Genomic DNA, 14616 nt, shown 5'->3' with positions numbered 1-14616 from the left:
ACATCCTGGCCGGTGGCAGTGCAACTTTTCGCCGCCGGTGCCGCTCACGTCCCTGCTGCCCGGCCCTGGTCGCCGCGGCGGTCCGCCAGGATCTGCGCCAGCGTGTGCACCGGCGAGCTGTCGAGCTTGTGGCGATGCGCGTCGTAGTGGTCCCGCGTCGTGCGGATGTCGGCGTGCCCCAGCAGGTCCTGCACCTTCTGCACCGGCACGTCGTGCGCCAGCAGCAGGGTGCCGGTGGTGCGGCGGGCGGTGTGCGGGCTGATGCTCGCCGCGCCGGGGATGTCCGCCTCGGCCGCGAGCTTGCGCAGGGTCTGCCAGACATCCCGCTGCCGCAACGGCTTCCCGCCCGGCTTCGCCCGGTCGTAGGCGTGCGGCGTCGTCGCGAGCAGCGGCCCCGCGAGCCCGTCGAGGTCTCGCTGTTCCCGCTCGGCCCGCACAGTGAGGTACTGCCGCAGCGGGCGCAGGGCGGGTGCTACGAGCGGCACGAGGTCCCGCTGCCCGCCCTTGGCGGTGTAGCGCAGGATGCTGTGCCCGGCATCGCTGTCGAGGTCGGCGATCGTCGCGCCGGTGACGCCGGAGACCCGCAGCCCGGTGTAGAACAGCAGCGCGATCAGGGCGGCATCCCGCCAGGACGCTTCCGTCCCGTTGCGGCGCGCCCGGTCCTCCACGTGGTCGAGCAGCTTCGCCGTCGCCTTCTCGTCGAGCGCGGGCAGGGGAGAGGTCCGGGCCCGCTTCGGGCGCCCTGCGGCCGCCACCGGATTCCGCTCGGTCACGTCGTTGGACTGCAGATACCGGTACCAGCTCGACACCCCGGCCAGCGTGCGCGCGACCGTCGACGGGGCCGCCGGGCGCGGGACGCCGTCGCGGCCGGTGACCGTCAGGGTCAGCTTCCACGCGTCCACGTCCGCCCGCCGCGCCTGCAGCGGGTCCAGCCCCGTCCGCCGGCACCACGAAAGCCAGGCCGCGAGGTCGGCGTAGTACGCGCGCTGGGTGTGCTCGCTCTTGTCGGCCTTCAGCCACAGCATCGTCACGTGACGAATCGCGTACCGGTCCCCGGGGTCGGCAGGCGGGAGAGCGGGCAACAGTTCCACAGCCTCCGCGAGGCCTCCCGAGTCTCCCCGCAGGGCAAGCTCCGTCATAACTGTGATTATCACGGATCACTATCTCGCCGATGTTGAGCAGTAACGCGTGTCGCTCAACTGGTTTCACTATCGCGTACGCGAAACTAGAGGCATGGAAAACGCCCTGGTCGAGACCCAGATCTGCGCCCTCGACGGCTGTGACAATCCGCTGCCGCCGCCGTCGGTGGACGAGCACGGACGGCGAAAGGGCGGCCGTCCGTCGTCCTACTGCTGCAAGTCCCACGCCGACGCGGCCTCCCGTACGCGACGCGCAGCGCAGACCGCCATCACGGTGGACCCGCTCATCGAGATGCGGCGGGTCACCGAGGCGCTCGGCCCGGTCACGCAGCCGCTGCTGGACGCGATCACCGAACTACGGCGACGACTCGACGAGGCCGAGACGGGCGCGCTCGCCCAGGTCCGTCAGGCCGAGGAGGACGCCAGGGCTGCCCGCGCCGAAGCCGACGAGGCGGCAAAGCGCGCAGACCAGGCAGAACGCTCCCGCGACCAGGCCCTCGTCCAGTCCCGAGATGACCGCGCCACCCGCGTCGAAGCCGAGAAGCTCGCCGAGAAGGCCGTCGCCACCGCGGACCGGGAGACACGGGAAGCCTGGGCGAAGGTCGCCGAGCACGAGCGCGCAAAGGGAGCGGCCGAAGCCGCACGGCACGCCGCCGAGCAGGCCCGCGACGATCACGCCGAGAGCCTGCGAGCCACCCGCGCCCAGCTCGACGACCTGCGTGCCGCGCGTGCGGAGCTGGCCCAGGACCTCGAGAGCGCCCGCGCCGAGCTGCGCGAACGCAACACCGAACTGGCCGTGCTCGCCGAACGCCTCGCCGCCGCCCGGGCCCAGCTGAGCGCCGCCGAACGCTCCGTCGAGCACGCCCGCCAGGAGACCGCCGATGCCCGCGCTTCCGCCGACCTGCAGCGCACCGAACGCGAGCGGGCCCTGGCCCGCGTCGCCGAGGAGCACACCGCCCGGCGGGTCGCCGAAGCCCGCGCCGACAGCCTCGACACCGCACTCGCCGCCAGCCGGGACGAGCTGCGGGAACTACGCGCCGAACTCGCGGCGCGCGCGGCCGAGGAGAGCGCGGGCAGCGGGGCTGACGGGCCCGCCGGACCGCCACGCGAAGACGAGCTGCCCGCGTAGGCCGGGCCGCACGATCGTCAGCGGATGCAGGTCGGCGCGGTTTCTCGCGAGCGAGTCGGGCAGGATCGCCACCCCCAGCCCCCGCCCGGCGAGCTGGGCGAGCATCACCGGCTGACTCGCCTCGAACGCGATCTTCGGCGCGAACCCGGCCCGCGCGCACGCGGCGTCCAGATGCGACCGGATCCCGGTGCCCGGCGGCAGGCTGATCAGCGGGTGCTCCCGCAACTGCCCGAGCGGGATCTCCGGGCGCCCCGCCAGCTCGTGGTCCACCGCGACGGCGGCCGCGATCGCCTCGTCGGTCACGACGAGATGGTCCAGGTCGGGCGGGGGAGTCGCGCCGAGGGAGACGATCGCGCCATCGAGCCGCCCGTCACGCAGCGACTCGACCAAATCGTCGGAGTTGCCCTCGGCGAGCGTGATCTCCACGGCCGGATGGTCCTGGTGGAACCGCGCCAGGAGTCCGGGCAGATCGACGTTGTGCGAGGTCACCATGCCCACCGCCACGCGCCCGCGCAGCAGCCCGGTCAGCTCGTCCACCGCTAGCCGCGCGCCGGCCACCGCGGCGAGCGCGGCCCGGGCGTAGGGCAGTACCGCGGCGCCGACGTCGGTCAGCCGCACCGTCCGCCCCGAGCGGTCCAGCAGTTCCTGGCCGAGCTCCCGCTCCAGGCGCCGGATCTGCGCGCTCACCCCGGGCTGCGCCACGTGCACCTTCTCCGCCGCCCGGGTGAAGCTGCCCTCCTCGGCGACCGTCACGAAGTACTCGAGCTGACGCAGTTCCATAACCAACGATTCTAACAACCAGCAGAACCAGCTCTTGGGCTTCTGGCGCGACCCGGCGCAACCTGGACCCATGAGCGCATACGAACCCGAAGACCTCGCCCGCCTCTTCGTCGAGCGGGCCAACGCCCGCGACGCGAAAGGCCTCGCCGAGCTGTACGAGCCCGACGCCGTCCTCGCGTATCCGCCCGGCTCGCAGACCGTCGGCCGCGACGCGATCCTCGGCGTCTTCGAGCAGATGCTGCGGCAGGTGCCGCGGTTTCAGCTCGAAGACCCCCTGCCCACCCTGCGCCACGGCGACCTGGCCTTGACCGCCACTCGCCCGGCCGACGGCACCGGCGGCCGCGTCCAGCTCGCCCGGCGTCAGCCCGACGGCAGCTGGCTGCGCGTCATCGACCGGCCCGAGACCACGGGGGCCTGAAATGGCCACCTTCGTCCTCGTCCCCGGCGCCTGCCACGGCGGCTGGTGGTACGAACCGCTCGCCGAAGACCTCCGCCGGGCCGGGCACCGGGCCTACCCGCTCACCCTCACCGGCCTGGGGGAGCGGCGGCATCCGGCGTGTGCGGGCATCAACCTCGACACCCACGTCCGCGACGTGCTGGCCGTCCTGGAGTACGAACAGATCGACGACGCCGTACTCGTGGGGCACAGCTACGGGGGCATGGTGATCAGCGGTGTCGCCGACCGCGCGCCCGAGCGCGTCGACTCCCTCGTCTACGTCGACGCGTTCGTCCCGGATGACGGCGACTCGTGCTGGACGCTGACGAACGACGAGCAGCGCGAGTGGTATCTGAGCGTGGGGGAGAACGGGTACGAAATGCCGCCGCTGCCGTTCTTCGACGCGCGGGCGACCCCGCATCCGCTGGCGACGCTGCTGCAGCGCATCCGGCTCAGCGGCGACCTGAGCCGCTACCGCCGCGACTACGTGTACGCGAAACTCTGGGACGGCGAGTCACCGTTCACCCCGACCTACCAGCGACTCCGGGGCGATCCACAGTGGACCGTGCACGAGCTGGAGACCCGCCACAACGTGCTGCGTGACGGGACGGCCGAGCTGCTGAAGGTCCTGCTCAGCGATCGGCGCGCGCGGCCCAGCGACCGTCCTCGCGGGTGATGCGCACGGGGTGGTCGAAGCACTTGGTGACCTGGTCGCTGGTGAGCACGTCCGCCACCGGGCCCGCCGCCAGCGCCCGCCCCTCTCGCAGCAGCAGGGCGTGCGTCGTGCTCTCCGGCAGCTCCTCCAGATGGTGGGTCACCAGCACGGTCGCCAGGGCCGGGTGCCGCCGCCGCAGCGCGTCCAGGCTCGTCAGCAGCTGCTCGCGGGCGGCGAGGTCGAGGCCGGTGGCGGGCTCGTCGAGCAGCAGCAACCGCGGCTGCGGCATCAGCGCCCGCGCGATGAGCGCCCGGCCGCGCTCGCCCTGCGACAGCACGGGCCACAGCGCGTCCCGCCGGCCGGTCAGGCCGAGCATGCCGATCAGCTCGTCGGCCTGGGCGACCTGCTCGGCGGTGGGCGACCACCGCGGCACGAACTCGGTGGTGTTGGTCAGCCCGGTCAGCACGACCTCACGCACTCGCAGCGGGGTGCGCAGCGGATGCCGCGGGTCGATGTGCCCGATCTCGGCCCGCAGCCGGCGCATGTCCACCCGCCCGAGCCGGTGCCCCAGCACGTCGACCGTGCCGTGCGTCGGGTGCACGCGCGCGCCCAGCAGGCTCAGCAGCGTGCTCTTGCCCGCGCCGTTGCCGCCGAGCAGCGCCCAGTGCTCGCCCTCGCGGACGGTCATCGAGACCGAGCTCAGCAGGTAGTTGCCGTCGCGGACCAGGTCCACCTCGTCGGCGACGAGCACGTCGTTCACTGGCCGGACACCGCCGTTCGGATCTCGGAGACAATGGCTTCCAGGTGGGTGACGGTGGCGGCGACCGCCGCGTCGGCGTCCCCGCGTTCGAGCGCGTCGAGCAGGTCCGCGTGCGCGTCGGAGACGTCGGGCAGTTCCCGCTCGTGCCGGAACATCTCCGTGATCGCCTCGTGCAGCACCGGTTCCGCGGCCGCGAACAGGTCGAGCAGGAGCGCGTTGCCCGAGAGCTCCACGATGGACCGGTGGAAGGCCAGGTCGGCGTCGACGAACTCGGCAGGCTCGGCGCCCAGCAGCTCCTGGCGTTTGCACAGCCCGGCCCGCACGCGCCCGATGTCCTCGGGCCGCACCCGCTGGGCGGCCAGCCGCGCGGCCTCGACCTCCAGGGCGCGCCGCACCTCGTAGACCTCCAGCAGCCGGGCCCGGCGCAGCAGCCGGTGCACGCCGGGGGAGTCCGGCGGGGGTTCGGCGACGAACGTGCCCGAGCCGTGCCGCACGTCGAGCAGCCCGTCGCGCGCCAGCAGCCGGACGGCCTCGCGCACCGACGACCTGCCGACTCCGATCTCGGCGGCGAGCTGCACCTCGTTCGGCAGGCGCTCACCAGGCGTCCAGTAGCCGTCGCGCAGGCGGTCCCGCAGCAGGCTCTCCACCTGCGGGACGACGGGTCCGTGTTTCAGCACTGCCACGTCCCGGACGCTAACAGACAGTCCGCAGAGGTCTGAGGACTACCCCTGCGCAGGGCTGCGAGCCTTGCGGGAGTACGTTTCCCGCGACGGAGGGAACGAGGAGGTGAGCCCCATTTTCGCTGGTACCGGCCGGGCGCTCGCACCCCTTTCGGTTTAGGGAGCGCCGTCACCGAAAGGCGTTCTCATGTCCGACATCGTCACCAGCCTGCGCCGCGCAGGCTGTGTCTTCGCCGAGGACGAAGCCGCGCTGCTCGTCGCCGCCGCGGCGGATCCCGGTCAGTTGTCCGCCCTGGTGGCCCGCCGCGTCGCGGGGGAGCCACTGGAGCACGTGCTCGGCTGGGCCGAGTTCTGCGGGTTGCGGATCGCGGTCGAGCCCGGCGTGTTCGTGCCGCGCCGGCGCACGGAGTTCCTGGTGCGCCAGGCTGTTTCGGTCACCGTCCCCGGCGCGGTCGTGGTCGACCTGTGCTGTGGCTCCGGCGCGCTCGGTGCCGCGCTCGCCGCGTCGGTGCCCGTCGAGTTGTATGCCGCCGACGTCGAACCAGCGGCCGTGCGATGCGCCCGGCGCAATGTGCCAGGGGAGGTGTTCGAGGGCGACCTGTTCGCCGCGTTGCCTGCCGATCTTCGCGGCCGCGTGCACGTCCTCCTCGCGAACGTGCCGTACGTGCCGAGCGAGAAGATCGGCACGATGCCGCCGGAGGCGCGGCTGCACGAACCACTCGTCGCGCTCGATGGCGGTGCCGACGGCTTGGACGTGCTGCGCCGCGTCGCCGGTGCGGCCGTGGAATGGCTCGCTCCGGGCGGTTACCTGTTCGTCGAGGCGAGCGAGCGGCAAGCACCTCAGGCGGCAGCTGTGCTCGCGGGTGCCGGATTGGTGCCCTTGGTAGCCCGGTGCGACGAAATCGGCGCTACGGTCGTGCGTGGTGAGCGGCCCGCCGAGGTCCGGTGACGCCGGTGGCCGAGGCGGAGCGAGCGCTGCACCGCCGCGCGGAACTGGCTTTCGCAGCGGCCCGGGACGCTGGTCTGCCCGGCAGGTTCGAGACGTGGGAACGGGTCGGCGTGCTGGCGGCCGTGGTTTCCGCGCCCGGCTTGAGCTTTCTGTCCACCCTGTCTGGAGTGACGCCGCAGACGGTGGCCGCGGCGACCGACATCGTGCGTGCCTCGGCGTGGCAGGGCGCCGCGCCGACCGTGCTGGTTTCCGAGGAGCTCGACGAAACAGGGGAGAGGCTGTCGTCGGCGGGCTTCGTGCGGGCAGCCGACCGCATGCTGGCGATCCGGCAACTGATCGGAAATCCGCCGCCTGCCGGAGATCCGGTGGCTGTCACCGATGACGCGAGGTTTCTGGACGTCTTGCTCGCCGGGTACGAGGTGGACGGTGAGGTCGGCGCGTTCATCGCCGCGGAGCACCGGCATCCGGACGTGCGGCGCTTCGCCGTCTTGCACGATGCCGCGCCGATCGCCGTGGCAGGCATGACAAAGCATGGTGTGGTAGCCGTCCTCGGCGGGGCGGCGACACTGCGGGAACATCGCGGTCGCGGCGCGCAGTCCGTGCTGCTGCTACACCGCCTGAGGCTGGCCGCGGAGGACGGTTGTGTCCTGGCGGTCGCGAGCGCCAGGCCCGGTTCGGTGAGCGCCACCAACCTGGCGAAGGCAGGATTCGAACTCCACCGGCGCGCGGCGTGGAGCATGCCCCCCGACCCTTACTTAACATAATGTACATTATCGGCACTCAACGGATGCGCCTTTCCGGCCCGCGCTCCAGGACGATCAGCGGCGTGACGTAGTGCTCGGTCACAGTCCCGCCCAGCTGACGAACGGCCGCTGCCGCGCGGCGTCGACCTCATCCGCGGTCCAGTCGCTGAAGGTGCTGAACAAGTCGTGGATCTGGTTCGCGTCGAGGTCGATGCTCGACATGGACGACCGCGAACTCGCCGCTCGAAGCCAACCGCCGCGCCCATTGCTCGGTGCTGAACTCACCGGGCACGCCTCGGCCGGCTTCGCCACGACGCAGAGCGACGATCGCGTCCACCCGGTCCCGGAACCCGGCTTCTCCGACCCGGGTCCCCGAACGCCGTGCGCCAGACCGCGAAGTGGCCGCCATGCACGAGCGCGCTCGCACATCGTCTCCTCAAGCGCTCCGCGAGCGACGGGCCCGGCTCGATCGCTGTGACGGCCGCCCCGGCGCCGAGAAGGTGCTCGGTCGCCTGCCACCGCGCCCGCGCCCAGCTCGACCACTCGCACGCCGGCTCGCGCAGGCGGTCCCAGAGTGCCTCCGGGTACGGTGGCCGCGCCCGTTCATAGATCTCGGCGCGGGCCTCGAAGTGCATGGGGTCGGCCACGTGAGCAACGCTGGTGGCGATCAGCCGCCGACGTACGCCGCCAGGTGTTCGCCGGTGAGCGTGGCGCGGGCGGCGACCAGGTCGGCGGGCGTGCCCTCGAACACGATGCTGCCGCCGTCGTGGCCGGCGCCCGGGCCGAGGTCGATGATCCAGTCGGCGTGTGCCATCACCGCCTGGTGGTGCTCGATGACGATGACCGACTTGCCCGCGTCGACGAGCCGGTCGAGCAGGCCGAGCAACTGCTCGACGTCGGCGAGGTGCAGCCCACTGGTCGGCTCGTCGAGGACGTAGACCCCGCCCTTCTCCCCCATGTGCGTCGCCAGCTTGATCCGTTGCCGCTCGCCGCCGGACAGCGTGGTGAGCGGCTGGCCGAGGGTGAGGTAGCCGAGCCCGACGTCGGCCAGCTGGGTGAGGATCCGGTGCGCGGCCGGCGTCTTCGCCTCGCCGTCGCCGAAGAACTCCCCGGCCTCGGCCACCGACATCGCGAGCACCTCGCTGATGTCGCGGCCGCCGAAGGTGTACTCCAGCACCTCGGCCTGGAAGCGCTTTCCCTCGCACACCTCGCACGGTGCGGCGACCCCGGCCATCATCGCCAGGTCGGTGTAGATGACCCCGGCGCCGTTGCAGGCGGGGCAGGCGCCCTCGGAGTTGGCGCTGAACAACGCCGGCTTGACGCCGTTGGCCTTCGCGAAGGCCTTCCGGATCGGTTCGAGCAGCCCGGTGTACGTCGCCGGGTTGCTGCGCCGAGAACCACGGATCGCGCCCTGGCCGACCGACACCACGCCGTCCCGCCCGGAGACCGAGCCGTGGATCAGCGAGCTCTTGCCCGAGCCCGCCACCCCGGTGACGACGACCAGCACGCCGAGCGGGATATCGACGTCGACCCCCCTCAGGTTGTGCGTGTCGGCGCCGCGCACCTCCAGCGCGCCCGACGGCGTCCGCACCGACGGCTTCAGCGAAGCCCGGTCGTCCAGGTGCCGCCCGGTCAGCGTGCCGCTCGCGCGCAGCCCCTCGACGGTGCCTTCGAACACCACCTCGCCGCCCGCGGCGCCGGCGTGCGGGCCGAGGTCCACGACGTGGTCGGCGATCGCGATCGCCTCCGGCTTGTGCTCCACGACCAGCACCGTGTTGCCCTTGTCGCGCAGCTGTAGCAGCAGGTCGTTCATCCGCTGGATGTCGTGCGGGTGCAGCCCGATCGTCGGCTCGTCGAAGACGTAGGTGACATCGGTGAGCGACGACCCGAGGTGGCGGATCATCTTGGTGCGCTGCGCCTCGCCGCCCGAGAGCGTGCCCGAGGGCCGGTCGAGCGAGAGGTAGCCCAGCCCGATCTCGACGAACGAGTCGAGGGTGTGCCGCAGCGCCGCCAGCAGCGGCGCGACGGACGGCTCGTCCAGGCCCTTCACCCACTCCGCGAGGTCGGTGATCTGCATCGCGCAGGCGTCGGCGATGCTGGCCCCGCCGATCTTCGACGACCGCGCCGCCGCGGACAGCCGGGTGCCGTCGCACTCGGGGCAGGTGGTGAAGGTGGCCGCCCGCTCCACGAAGGCGCGGATGTGCGGTTGCAGGGAGTCGATGTCCTTGGACAGCATGGACTTCTGGATCGCCGGCACCAACCCCGAGTAGGTCAGGTTGATGCCCTCCACCTTGATCTTGGTCGGTTCCTTGTACACCAGGTCGTTCAGCTGCTTCTTGGTGTACTTCTTGATCGGCTTGTCGGGGTCGAAGAAGCCTGAGCCGCGGAAGATGCGGCCGTACCAGCCCTCCATGCTGTAGCCGGGGATCGTGATCGCGCCCTCGTTGAGCGACTTGTTCTCGTCGTAGAGCGCGGTCAGGTCGATGTCGTTGATCTTGCCGCGGCCCTCGCAGCGCGGGCACATACCGCCGGTGATGCTGAAGCTGCGCCGCTCCTTGACCTGCCGCCCGCCCTTTTCGAGGGTGACCGCGCCGGCGCCGCTGACCGAGGCGACGTTGAAGGAGAACGCCTGCGGCGAGCCGAGGTAGGGCTTCCCGAGCCTGCTGAAGAGGATGCGCAGCATCGCGTTGGCGTCGGTGGCGGTGCCGACCGTGGAACGGGGGTCGGCCCCCATCCGCTCCTGGTCGACGATGATCGCGGTCGTGAGCCCGTCCAGGACGTCGACGTCGGGCCGCGCCAGCGTCGGCATGAAACCCTGCACGAAGGCGCTGTAGGTCTCGTTGATCATCCGCTGCGACTCCGCGGCGATCGTGGCGAACACCAGCGAGCTCTTGCCCGAGCCGGAGACACCGGTGAACACCGTCAGCCGCCGCTTCGGCAGCTCGACGCTGACGTCCTTGAGGTTGTTCTCGCGGGCGCCGTGCACGCGGATCAGGTCGTGGCTGTCGGCGGCGTGCACCGCGGGCGACAGCCTCTCCGTCCTCGTGGCCATGCTCATCGTCTCTCCATCTGTCGGGCGGGGCGCCGTTGCGGTCTGTGTCAGCGCAGCTGCTGGATGCGGACCAGGTTGCCGGCGGGGTCGCGGAAGGCACAGTCGCGGATGCCGTAGGGCTGCTCGGTCGGCTCCTGGACGACTTCGGCGTCGCCGGCCTCCACCTTCGCGAAGGTGCCGTCGAGGTCTTTGGTGGCCAGCAGGATCCAGCCGTAGGTGCCCTTGGCCATCATCTCGGCGATGGTGCGGCGCTCGTCCTCGGTGACCCCGGGGTCGACGGCAGGCGGCGCCAGGAGGATGGACGTGTCGGGCTGGCCGACGGGGCCGACCGTGATCCAGCGCATCTTGCCGCTGCCGACGTCGGTGCGGACCTCGAAGCCGAGGGTGTCGCGGTAGAAGCCCAGGGAGGCCTCGGGGTCGTCGTGTGGGAGAACGCTCGTGTGAATGGTGATGTCCATGGCGGTTACGTTAGATCCGGCTCCGGGCCGACGCTTCTCGATTCCTGACCGGTCTGGTCACCTGTTTCGAGACGCAGGACGGTATCCCCGCCGTGACGCGGGTTGTCTCGCGCCGGTAGGTGCTGGGCGGCACGCCGACCAGCTCGGTGAAGCGGGTGCTGAAGGTGCCCAGCGACGAGCAGCCGACCGCGAAGCAGACCTCGGTGACGCTGAGGTCGCCCCGGCGCAGCAGCGCCATCGCACGCTCGATGCGCCGGGTCATCAGGTAGGAATACGGCGACTCGCCGTACGCGCGCTTGAACTCGCGGCTGAGGTGCCCGGCCGACATGTGCGCGCCGCGGGCGAGCGCCTCGACGTCGAGGGGACGCGCGTACTCCCGGTCGATCCGGTCGCGGACGCGACGCAGCCGCGCGAGGTCACGCAGGTACTGGGCGGCGGCGGGACTGCTGGTCACCTGCGAAATCATGCCATAACGCCGACCGGGGAGGGTGCGATGACAACAGCCGAGAGGGCGATCGAGAACCTGATCGCGAGGTATGCGGAGCTGGTCGACGACGGTGACTTCGCCGGTGTCGGCGAGTTGCTGGCGCATGCTGTCTTCGTCGGTGGCACCGGGTCGGTCCGCGGTGGCGACGCGATCGCGCGGATGCTCCGCGAGACGGTCATCGTGTACGACGACGGGACGCCGCGAACCAAGCACGTCACGACCAACGTCCAGATCGAGGTCGACGAGCGAGCCGGGACGGCGACCGCACGCGCGTACTTCACCGTCCTGCAAGCCCTGCCGGAGCTACCGCTGCGACCCGTCGCCGGCGGCCGCTACGCCGACGGCTTCGAGCGCCACGACGGCAGCTGGCGGTTCACCGAGCGGGAGGTTCGTGTCGATCTCGTCGGCGACGTGAGCCACCACCTGAGGCGATGACTCAGCGCAGCCGTTCGAGGTCGCGCGCCGAGTGGGCCAGCTCCAGCGCCATCCGGCGCAGCTCGTCGGACCCCGCGCCGTCGTCGGCGGCCGTCACGACGTCCTCCGCGGCGCAGCGGAGCTGGAACAGCCGGTCCTGCAGGGCCGTGAGCTCGGCGTCGGAGAGCACCACGGCGTCCTCCGGCAGGCCGCTGCGCTGCACGGCCGTGCGCCGCTCGTAGGCGCGCTGCCGGCACGACTGCCCGCAGTACCGGCGCCGCCGGCCCTTCGCCGCCGCCTGCTCGAGCCGCCGTCCGCACCAGCCGCAGTGCTGCGGCGCGAGGTTGCGTGGAATCCCCGCCAGGAGGTCGACCGTCTCGCTCACGTGCCAGACCCTAACCGGCCACCGTTCGCTCACGACGTGGCCACGCCGATACCGCACACTGGTCTGGTGCAAAGCCTTCACCCGTACCTCGCCGGCGCCTTTCCCCGAGCGTTCGCCCACCGCGGGTGGCACCTGGACGAGCTCGAGGGCATGGAGAACTCGCTGTCGTCGTTCCGCCGGGCGGCCGCGGAAGGGTTCCACTACGTCGAGACCGACGTGCACGCCACGTCCGACGGCGTCGTCGTCGTGCACCACGACGCGGTGCTCGACCGCACCACCGACGCCCACGGCGCGATCGGCGCGCAGCCCTGGCCGGTGGTCAAGCGGGCGAAGATCCGCGGGCGCGAGCCGGTGGCGCGGCTGGAGGACGTGCTCGAGGAGCTGCCCGAGGTGCGCTTCAACATCGACGTGAAGAGCAACAACGCGGTCGTGCCCTTCCTGAAGGTGATCGAGCGCCTCGGCGCCTACGAGCGGGTCGCGGCCGCGGCGTTCTCGGACAACCGGCTCGCCCGCATCCGCAAGCTCGCCGGGCCGAAGCTGCTGACCTCGATGGGCCCGCGCTCGGTCGCGGTGCTGTGGGCCAACGGCTGGACGCCGTGGCTGCGCCTGGGGTTCCTGTGCCGGGGCGCCATGGCCCAGGTGCCGGTCCGGCAGGCCCGACTGCGGATCGTCGACCCTTCGTTCCTGCGCACCGCCGCGAAGGCGGGCGTCGAGGTGCACACCTGGACGATCAACGACCAGGCCGAGATGCGGCGGCTGCTGGATCTCGGCGTGCACGGCATCGTCACCGACCGGCCGGACCTGCTGCGCGAGGTGCTGCGCGAACGGGGCGAGTGGGTCTGAGCGTCAGCGCGGCGGCTTGCCGTCCCAGGCCGCGTTCCAGGTCTTGGGGCCGAGCCTGCCGGAGTCGTTGATCCCGTTGGCGCGCTGCAGGTCGAGGACGGCCTGCTGGGTCTTCTGGTAGTAGCAGCCGGTGCCGTCGAAGCCGTAGCCGAAGGCGTTCATCCGCAGCTGGAAGGTCTTGAGCGCCGCGGCGCAGTCGCCGTAGGCGTAGACGACGCCGGGCCAGGCGGGCTTGGTCGCGGGGCCCGGTGCGGGTGCGGGCGCGGGGCCGCCGCCGATGTAGGCGGACTCGGCGTAGCTCGGGACGCGCTTGCTGCGGGCGTCGGCGTCGTTGCGGAGGCTGAGCATGCTCGCGCACTCCCACGGCTGCCAGCCGCGCATCCGGTACAGGTACAGCGCGCGGTAGTCCTGCTCGGCGGGGCTGGCCTGGTCGGGTCTCCCCTGGCCGCCGACGCTGCGCCAGGTGGGCAGGTCGAACTGGTAGGCGCCGTAGTACCCGTTGCCGGTGTTGACGGTGTACCGGTTGCTGGACTCGCACATGCGCAGCTTCAGCCAGGTCGAGGCGGCGGGGTCCGCCGAGGCGGCGGTGCTGGTGAGCAGTTGCACCGTCGCCGCGACCAGCGCGATCAGCAGGACACGAGCGCCCGCGCGGCTGAACCGGTGCTTCACCATGCGAGCACAGTAGGTTTTCGCCCCAGCAGCCACAACTTTCACATCGAGCCCACCAGAATCACATGTCACAGCTTTCGGGGTTCTGAGCGACACGCCGCACGGTGCCGGGTCGGCCGGTGGACGCGGAGAAACGTGCCGGCTGGGCGGCACTCCCCTGTCATCGGCTTGCGGTGGGCGGATCTCCGCTCAATTCACCCGATCAAGGGAGAGATAGGGTCGAGCTTCGTGACCTCGCTTTCCGACGAAGCCCTCGATCCCACCGACGCGCTGTCCGCCGTACCGGGTGCCGGCGCGCGGCGTCCGCCGGTCCGGGGCCTGCTCAGGTTCTGCTACGGACCGATGGACTGCGGGAAGTCGACGCTGGCGCTGCAGATCGACCACAACCACGCGCGGCAGGGCCGGCGGGGGCTGCTGCTGGTGCGTCACGACCGCTCGGGCGCGCCGCAGATCACCAGCCGGATCGGCATCACGCGTAAGGCCGTCGAGGTCGGGGCCGACACGGACCTGCGGCAGCTGATCCGCCAGCAGTGGGTCGCCGGGCAGCACGTGGACTACCTGGTGGTCGACGAGGCGCAGTTCCTCTCCCCCGCCCAGGTCGAGCAGCTGGCCGAGCTCGCCGACGAGGTCCAGATCGACGTCTACTGCTTCGGCATCGCCACCGACTTCCGGAGCAGCCTGTTCCCCGGTGCGCGCCGGCTGTTCGAACTGGCCGACGAGCTGCAGCCGGTGCAGGTGGACGTGCTGTGCTGGTGTGGTGCGCCGGGGCGGTTCAACGCGCGGGTGCGGGACGGCGAAGTGCTGCGTGAAGGGGACACGGTGGTGGTCGCGGACGTGGTTGAAGGTGCAACCTCATCACGCACGCAGCTCGAACTCACTACTTTGCGTTACCAAGTACTGTGCCGACGGCACTTCCGTCTCGGCGACCTCGGACCGGGTGCGGGGCAGTGGGGACAGCTACGCCTCAGCTGAGGGTCCTGGCTTCCTCTTTTGCCGCCATCCGGTAGCCCGACTGGGGGATAATCGCAGAAAGAACG

18 protein-coding genes are annotated in these 14616 nt (G+C 71.5%); 8 read left to right on the top strand and 10 right to left on the bottom strand.

The genetic code is table 11. The features are described 5' to 3' along the window. Positions 1 to 44: 44 nt before the first annotated feature. Positions 45 to 1139, bottom strand: coding sequence for a tyrosine-type recombinase/integrase (locus LWP59_RS18990; RefSeq protein WP_144639628.1), 1095 nt, complete (start codon positions 1137 to 1139; stop codon positions 45 to 47). A gap of 94 nt (positions 1140 to 1233) precedes the next feature. On the opposite strand from LWP59_RS18990, the gene LWP59_RS18985 reads away from it, so the two are divergent. Continuing rightward, positions 1234 to 2268, top strand: a complete 1035-nt coding sequence (locus LWP59_RS18985; RefSeq protein WP_144639626.1) for a coiled-coil domain-containing protein — start codon at positions 1234 to 1236, stop codon at positions 2266 to 2268. On the opposite strand, the gene LWP59_RS18980 is transcribed toward LWP59_RS18985, so the two are convergent. Further along, entirely contained in the window at positions 2170 to 3048 is an 879-nt protein-coding gene (locus LWP59_RS18980) for a LysR family transcriptional regulator (protein WP_144639624.1), read from the bottom strand. The two genes, LWP59_RS18985 and LWP59_RS18980, sit on opposite strands and share 99 nt — an antisense overlap. 70 nt (positions 3049 to 3118) lie before the next feature. Between LWP59_RS18980 and LWP59_RS18975 the strand changes: the two genes are divergently transcribed. After that, entirely contained in the window at positions 3119 to 3466 is a 348-nt protein-coding gene (locus LWP59_RS18975) for a YybH family protein (protein ID WP_144639622.1), read from the top strand. Between the two features lies 1 nt (position 3467). Beyond that, positions 3468 to 4160 carry an alpha/beta fold hydrolase gene (locus LWP59_RS18970; RefSeq protein ID WP_144639620.1) on the top strand — a complete coding sequence of 231 codons (693 nt, stop codon included), beginning with the start codon at positions 3468 to 3470 and terminating at the stop codon, positions 4158 to 4160. Here LWP59_RS18970 and LWP59_RS18965 read toward each other — a convergent pair. Both LWP59_RS18965 and LWP59_RS18960 read right to left on the bottom strand, forming a co-directional pair. Continuing rightward, complete coding sequence (locus LWP59_RS18965) at positions 4117 to 4899, bottom strand: ABC transporter ATP-binding protein (protein ID WP_229857536.1); 783 nt, start codon at positions 4897 to 4899, stop codon at positions 4117 to 4119. The genes LWP59_RS18970 and LWP59_RS18965 overlap by 44 nt on opposite strands. Beyond that, positions 4896 to 5582: a FadR/GntR family transcriptional regulator gene (locus tag LWP59_RS18960; protein ID WP_144639618.1), complete on the bottom strand. Its 687-nt coding sequence runs from the start codon at positions 5580 to 5582 to the stop codon at positions 4896 to 4898. Before LWP59_RS18960 ends, LWP59_RS18965 begins: the two co-directional genes overlap by 4 nt. Before the next feature lie 184 nt (positions 5583 to 5766). Between LWP59_RS18960 and LWP59_RS18955 the strand changes: the two genes are divergently transcribed. Both LWP59_RS18955 and LWP59_RS18950 read left to right on the top strand, forming a co-directional pair. Then, on the top strand, positions 5767 to 6528 hold the full coding sequence (locus LWP59_RS18955; protein WP_144639616.1) for a putative protein N(5)-glutamine methyltransferase: 762 nt from the start codon (positions 5767 to 5769) through the stop codon (positions 6526 to 6528). A gap of 5 nt (positions 6529 to 6533) precedes the next feature. Beyond that, complete coding sequence (locus LWP59_RS18950) at positions 6534 to 7292, top strand: GNAT family N-acetyltransferase (RefSeq protein WP_144639614.1); 759 nt, start codon at positions 6534 to 6536, stop codon at positions 7290 to 7292. 78 nt (positions 7293 to 7370) lie between these two features. Here LWP59_RS18950 and LWP59_RS40380 read toward each other — a convergent pair whose 3' ends face one another. The 4 genes from LWP59_RS40380 to LWP59_RS18935 form a co-directional block, all read right to left on the bottom strand. Then, complete coding sequence (locus tag LWP59_RS40380; protein WP_267903770.1) at positions 7371 to 7493, bottom strand: hypothetical protein; 123 nt, start codon at positions 7491 to 7493, stop codon at positions 7371 to 7373. A 445-nt stretch (positions 7494 to 7938) separates the two neighbouring features. Further along, positions 7939 to 10329, bottom strand: a complete 2391-nt coding sequence (locus LWP59_RS18945) for an ATP-binding cassette domain-containing protein (RefSeq protein ID WP_144639612.1) — start codon at positions 10327 to 10329, stop codon at positions 7939 to 7941. A 41-nt stretch (positions 10330 to 10370) separates the two neighbouring features. Further along, positions 10371 to 10781 carry a VOC family protein gene (locus tag LWP59_RS18940; RefSeq protein WP_144639610.1) on the bottom strand — a complete coding sequence of 137 codons (411 nt, stop codon included), beginning with the start codon at positions 10779 to 10781 and terminating at the stop codon, positions 10371 to 10373. A 10-nt stretch (positions 10782 to 10791) separates the two neighbouring features. Beyond that, complete coding sequence (locus LWP59_RS18935) at positions 10792 to 11235, bottom strand: helix-turn-helix transcriptional regulator (RefSeq protein ID WP_144639608.1); 444 nt, start codon at positions 11233 to 11235, stop codon at positions 10792 to 10794. A gap of 39 nt (positions 11236 to 11274) precedes the next feature. Here LWP59_RS18935 and LWP59_RS18930 point away from each other — a divergent pair, with 39 nt between their 5' ends. After that, positions 11275 to 11703 (top strand): nuclear transport factor 2 family protein, encoded by a 429-nt coding sequence (locus LWP59_RS18930; protein WP_144639606.1) that lies wholly within the window; start codon positions 11275 to 11277, stop codon positions 11701 to 11703. Position 11704: 1 nt separating this feature from the next. On the opposite strand, the gene LWP59_RS18925 is transcribed toward LWP59_RS18930, so the two are convergent. Continuing rightward, on the bottom strand, positions 11705 to 12067 hold the full coding sequence (locus LWP59_RS18925; protein WP_144639604.1) for a hypothetical protein: 363 nt from the start codon (positions 12065 to 12067) through the stop codon (positions 11705 to 11707). 66 nt (positions 12068 to 12133) lie between these two features. On the opposite strand from LWP59_RS18925, the gene LWP59_RS18920 reads away from it, so the two are divergent. Then, positions 12134 to 12910, top strand: coding sequence for a glycerophosphodiester phosphodiesterase family protein (locus LWP59_RS18920; RefSeq protein WP_144639602.1), 777 nt, complete (start codon positions 12134 to 12136; stop codon positions 12908 to 12910). A gap of 3 nt (positions 12911 to 12913) precedes the next feature. Here the strand turns inward: LWP59_RS18920 and LWP59_RS18915 are convergent, their stop codons facing one another. Then, the gene (locus LWP59_RS18915; RefSeq protein ID WP_144639599.1) at positions 12914 to 13582 is read right to left on the bottom strand and encodes a transglycosylase family protein; all 669 of its coding nucleotides are present in this window, start codon (positions 13580 to 13582) and stop codon (positions 12914 to 12916) included. A gap of 225 nt (positions 13583 to 13807) precedes the next feature. Here LWP59_RS18915 and LWP59_RS18910 point away from each other — a divergent pair, with 225 nt between their 5' ends. Continuing rightward, positions 13808 to 14551 (top strand): thymidine kinase, encoded by a 744-nt coding sequence (locus tag LWP59_RS18910; protein ID WP_144639597.1) that lies wholly within the window; start codon positions 13808 to 13810, stop codon positions 14549 to 14551. Positions 14552 to 14616 lie beyond the last annotated feature (65 nt).

This window comes from Amycolatopsis acidiphila, from assembly GCF_021391495.1.
Classification (GTDB): domain Bacteria; phylum Actinomycetota; class Actinomycetes; order Mycobacteriales; family Pseudonocardiaceae; genus Amycolatopsis_E; species Amycolatopsis_E acidiphila.
This window is presented reverse-complemented; position numbering and strand designations above follow the sequence as displayed.

What these genes read in the sequence shown, in the direction of transcription:
- LWP59_RS18970 (WP_144639620.1), top strand. Translation starts at nt 3,468, where the DNA reads ATGGCCACCTTCGTCCTCGTCCCCGGCGCCTGCCACGGCGGCTGGTGG.
- LWP59_RS40380 (WP_267903770.1), bottom strand. Translation starts at nt 7,493, where the DNA reads ATGTCGAGCATCGACCTCGACGCGAACCAGATCCACGACTTGTTCAGC.
- LWP59_RS18940 (WP_144639610.1), bottom strand. Translation starts at nt 10,781, where the DNA reads ATGGACATCACCATTCACACGAGCGTTCTCCCACACGACGACCCCGAG.
- LWP59_RS18945 (WP_144639612.1), bottom strand. Translation starts at nt 10,329, where the DNA reads ATGAGCATGGCCACGAGGACGGAGAGGCTGTCGCCCGCGGTGCACGCC.
- LWP59_RS18955 (WP_144639616.1), top strand. Translation starts at nt 5,767, where the DNA reads ATGTCCGACATCGTCACCAGCCTGCGCCGCGCAGGCTGTGTCTTCGCC.
- LWP59_RS18915 (WP_144639599.1), bottom strand. Translation starts at nt 13,582, where the DNA reads ATGGTGAAGCACCGGTTCAGCCGCGCGGGCGCTCGTGTCCTGCTGATC.
- LWP59_RS18980 (WP_144639624.1), bottom strand. Translation starts at nt 3,048, where the DNA reads ATGGAACTGCGTCAGCTCGAGTACTTCGTGACGGTCGCCGAGGAGGGC.
- LWP59_RS18930 (WP_144639606.1), top strand. Translation starts at nt 11,275, where the DNA reads ATGACAACAGCCGAGAGGGCGATCGAGAACCTGATCGCGAGGTATGCG.
- LWP59_RS18975 (WP_144639622.1), top strand. Translation starts at nt 3,119, where the DNA reads ATGAGCGCATACGAACCCGAAGACCTCGCCCGCCTCTTCGTCGAGCGG.
- LWP59_RS18990 (WP_144639628.1), bottom strand. Translation starts at nt 1,139, where the DNA reads ATGACGGAGCTTGCCCTGCGGGGAGACTCGGGAGGCCTCGCGGAGGCT.
- LWP59_RS18985 (WP_144639626.1), top strand. Translation starts at nt 1,234, where the DNA reads ATGGAAAACGCCCTGGTCGAGACCCAGATCTGCGCCCTCGACGGCTGT.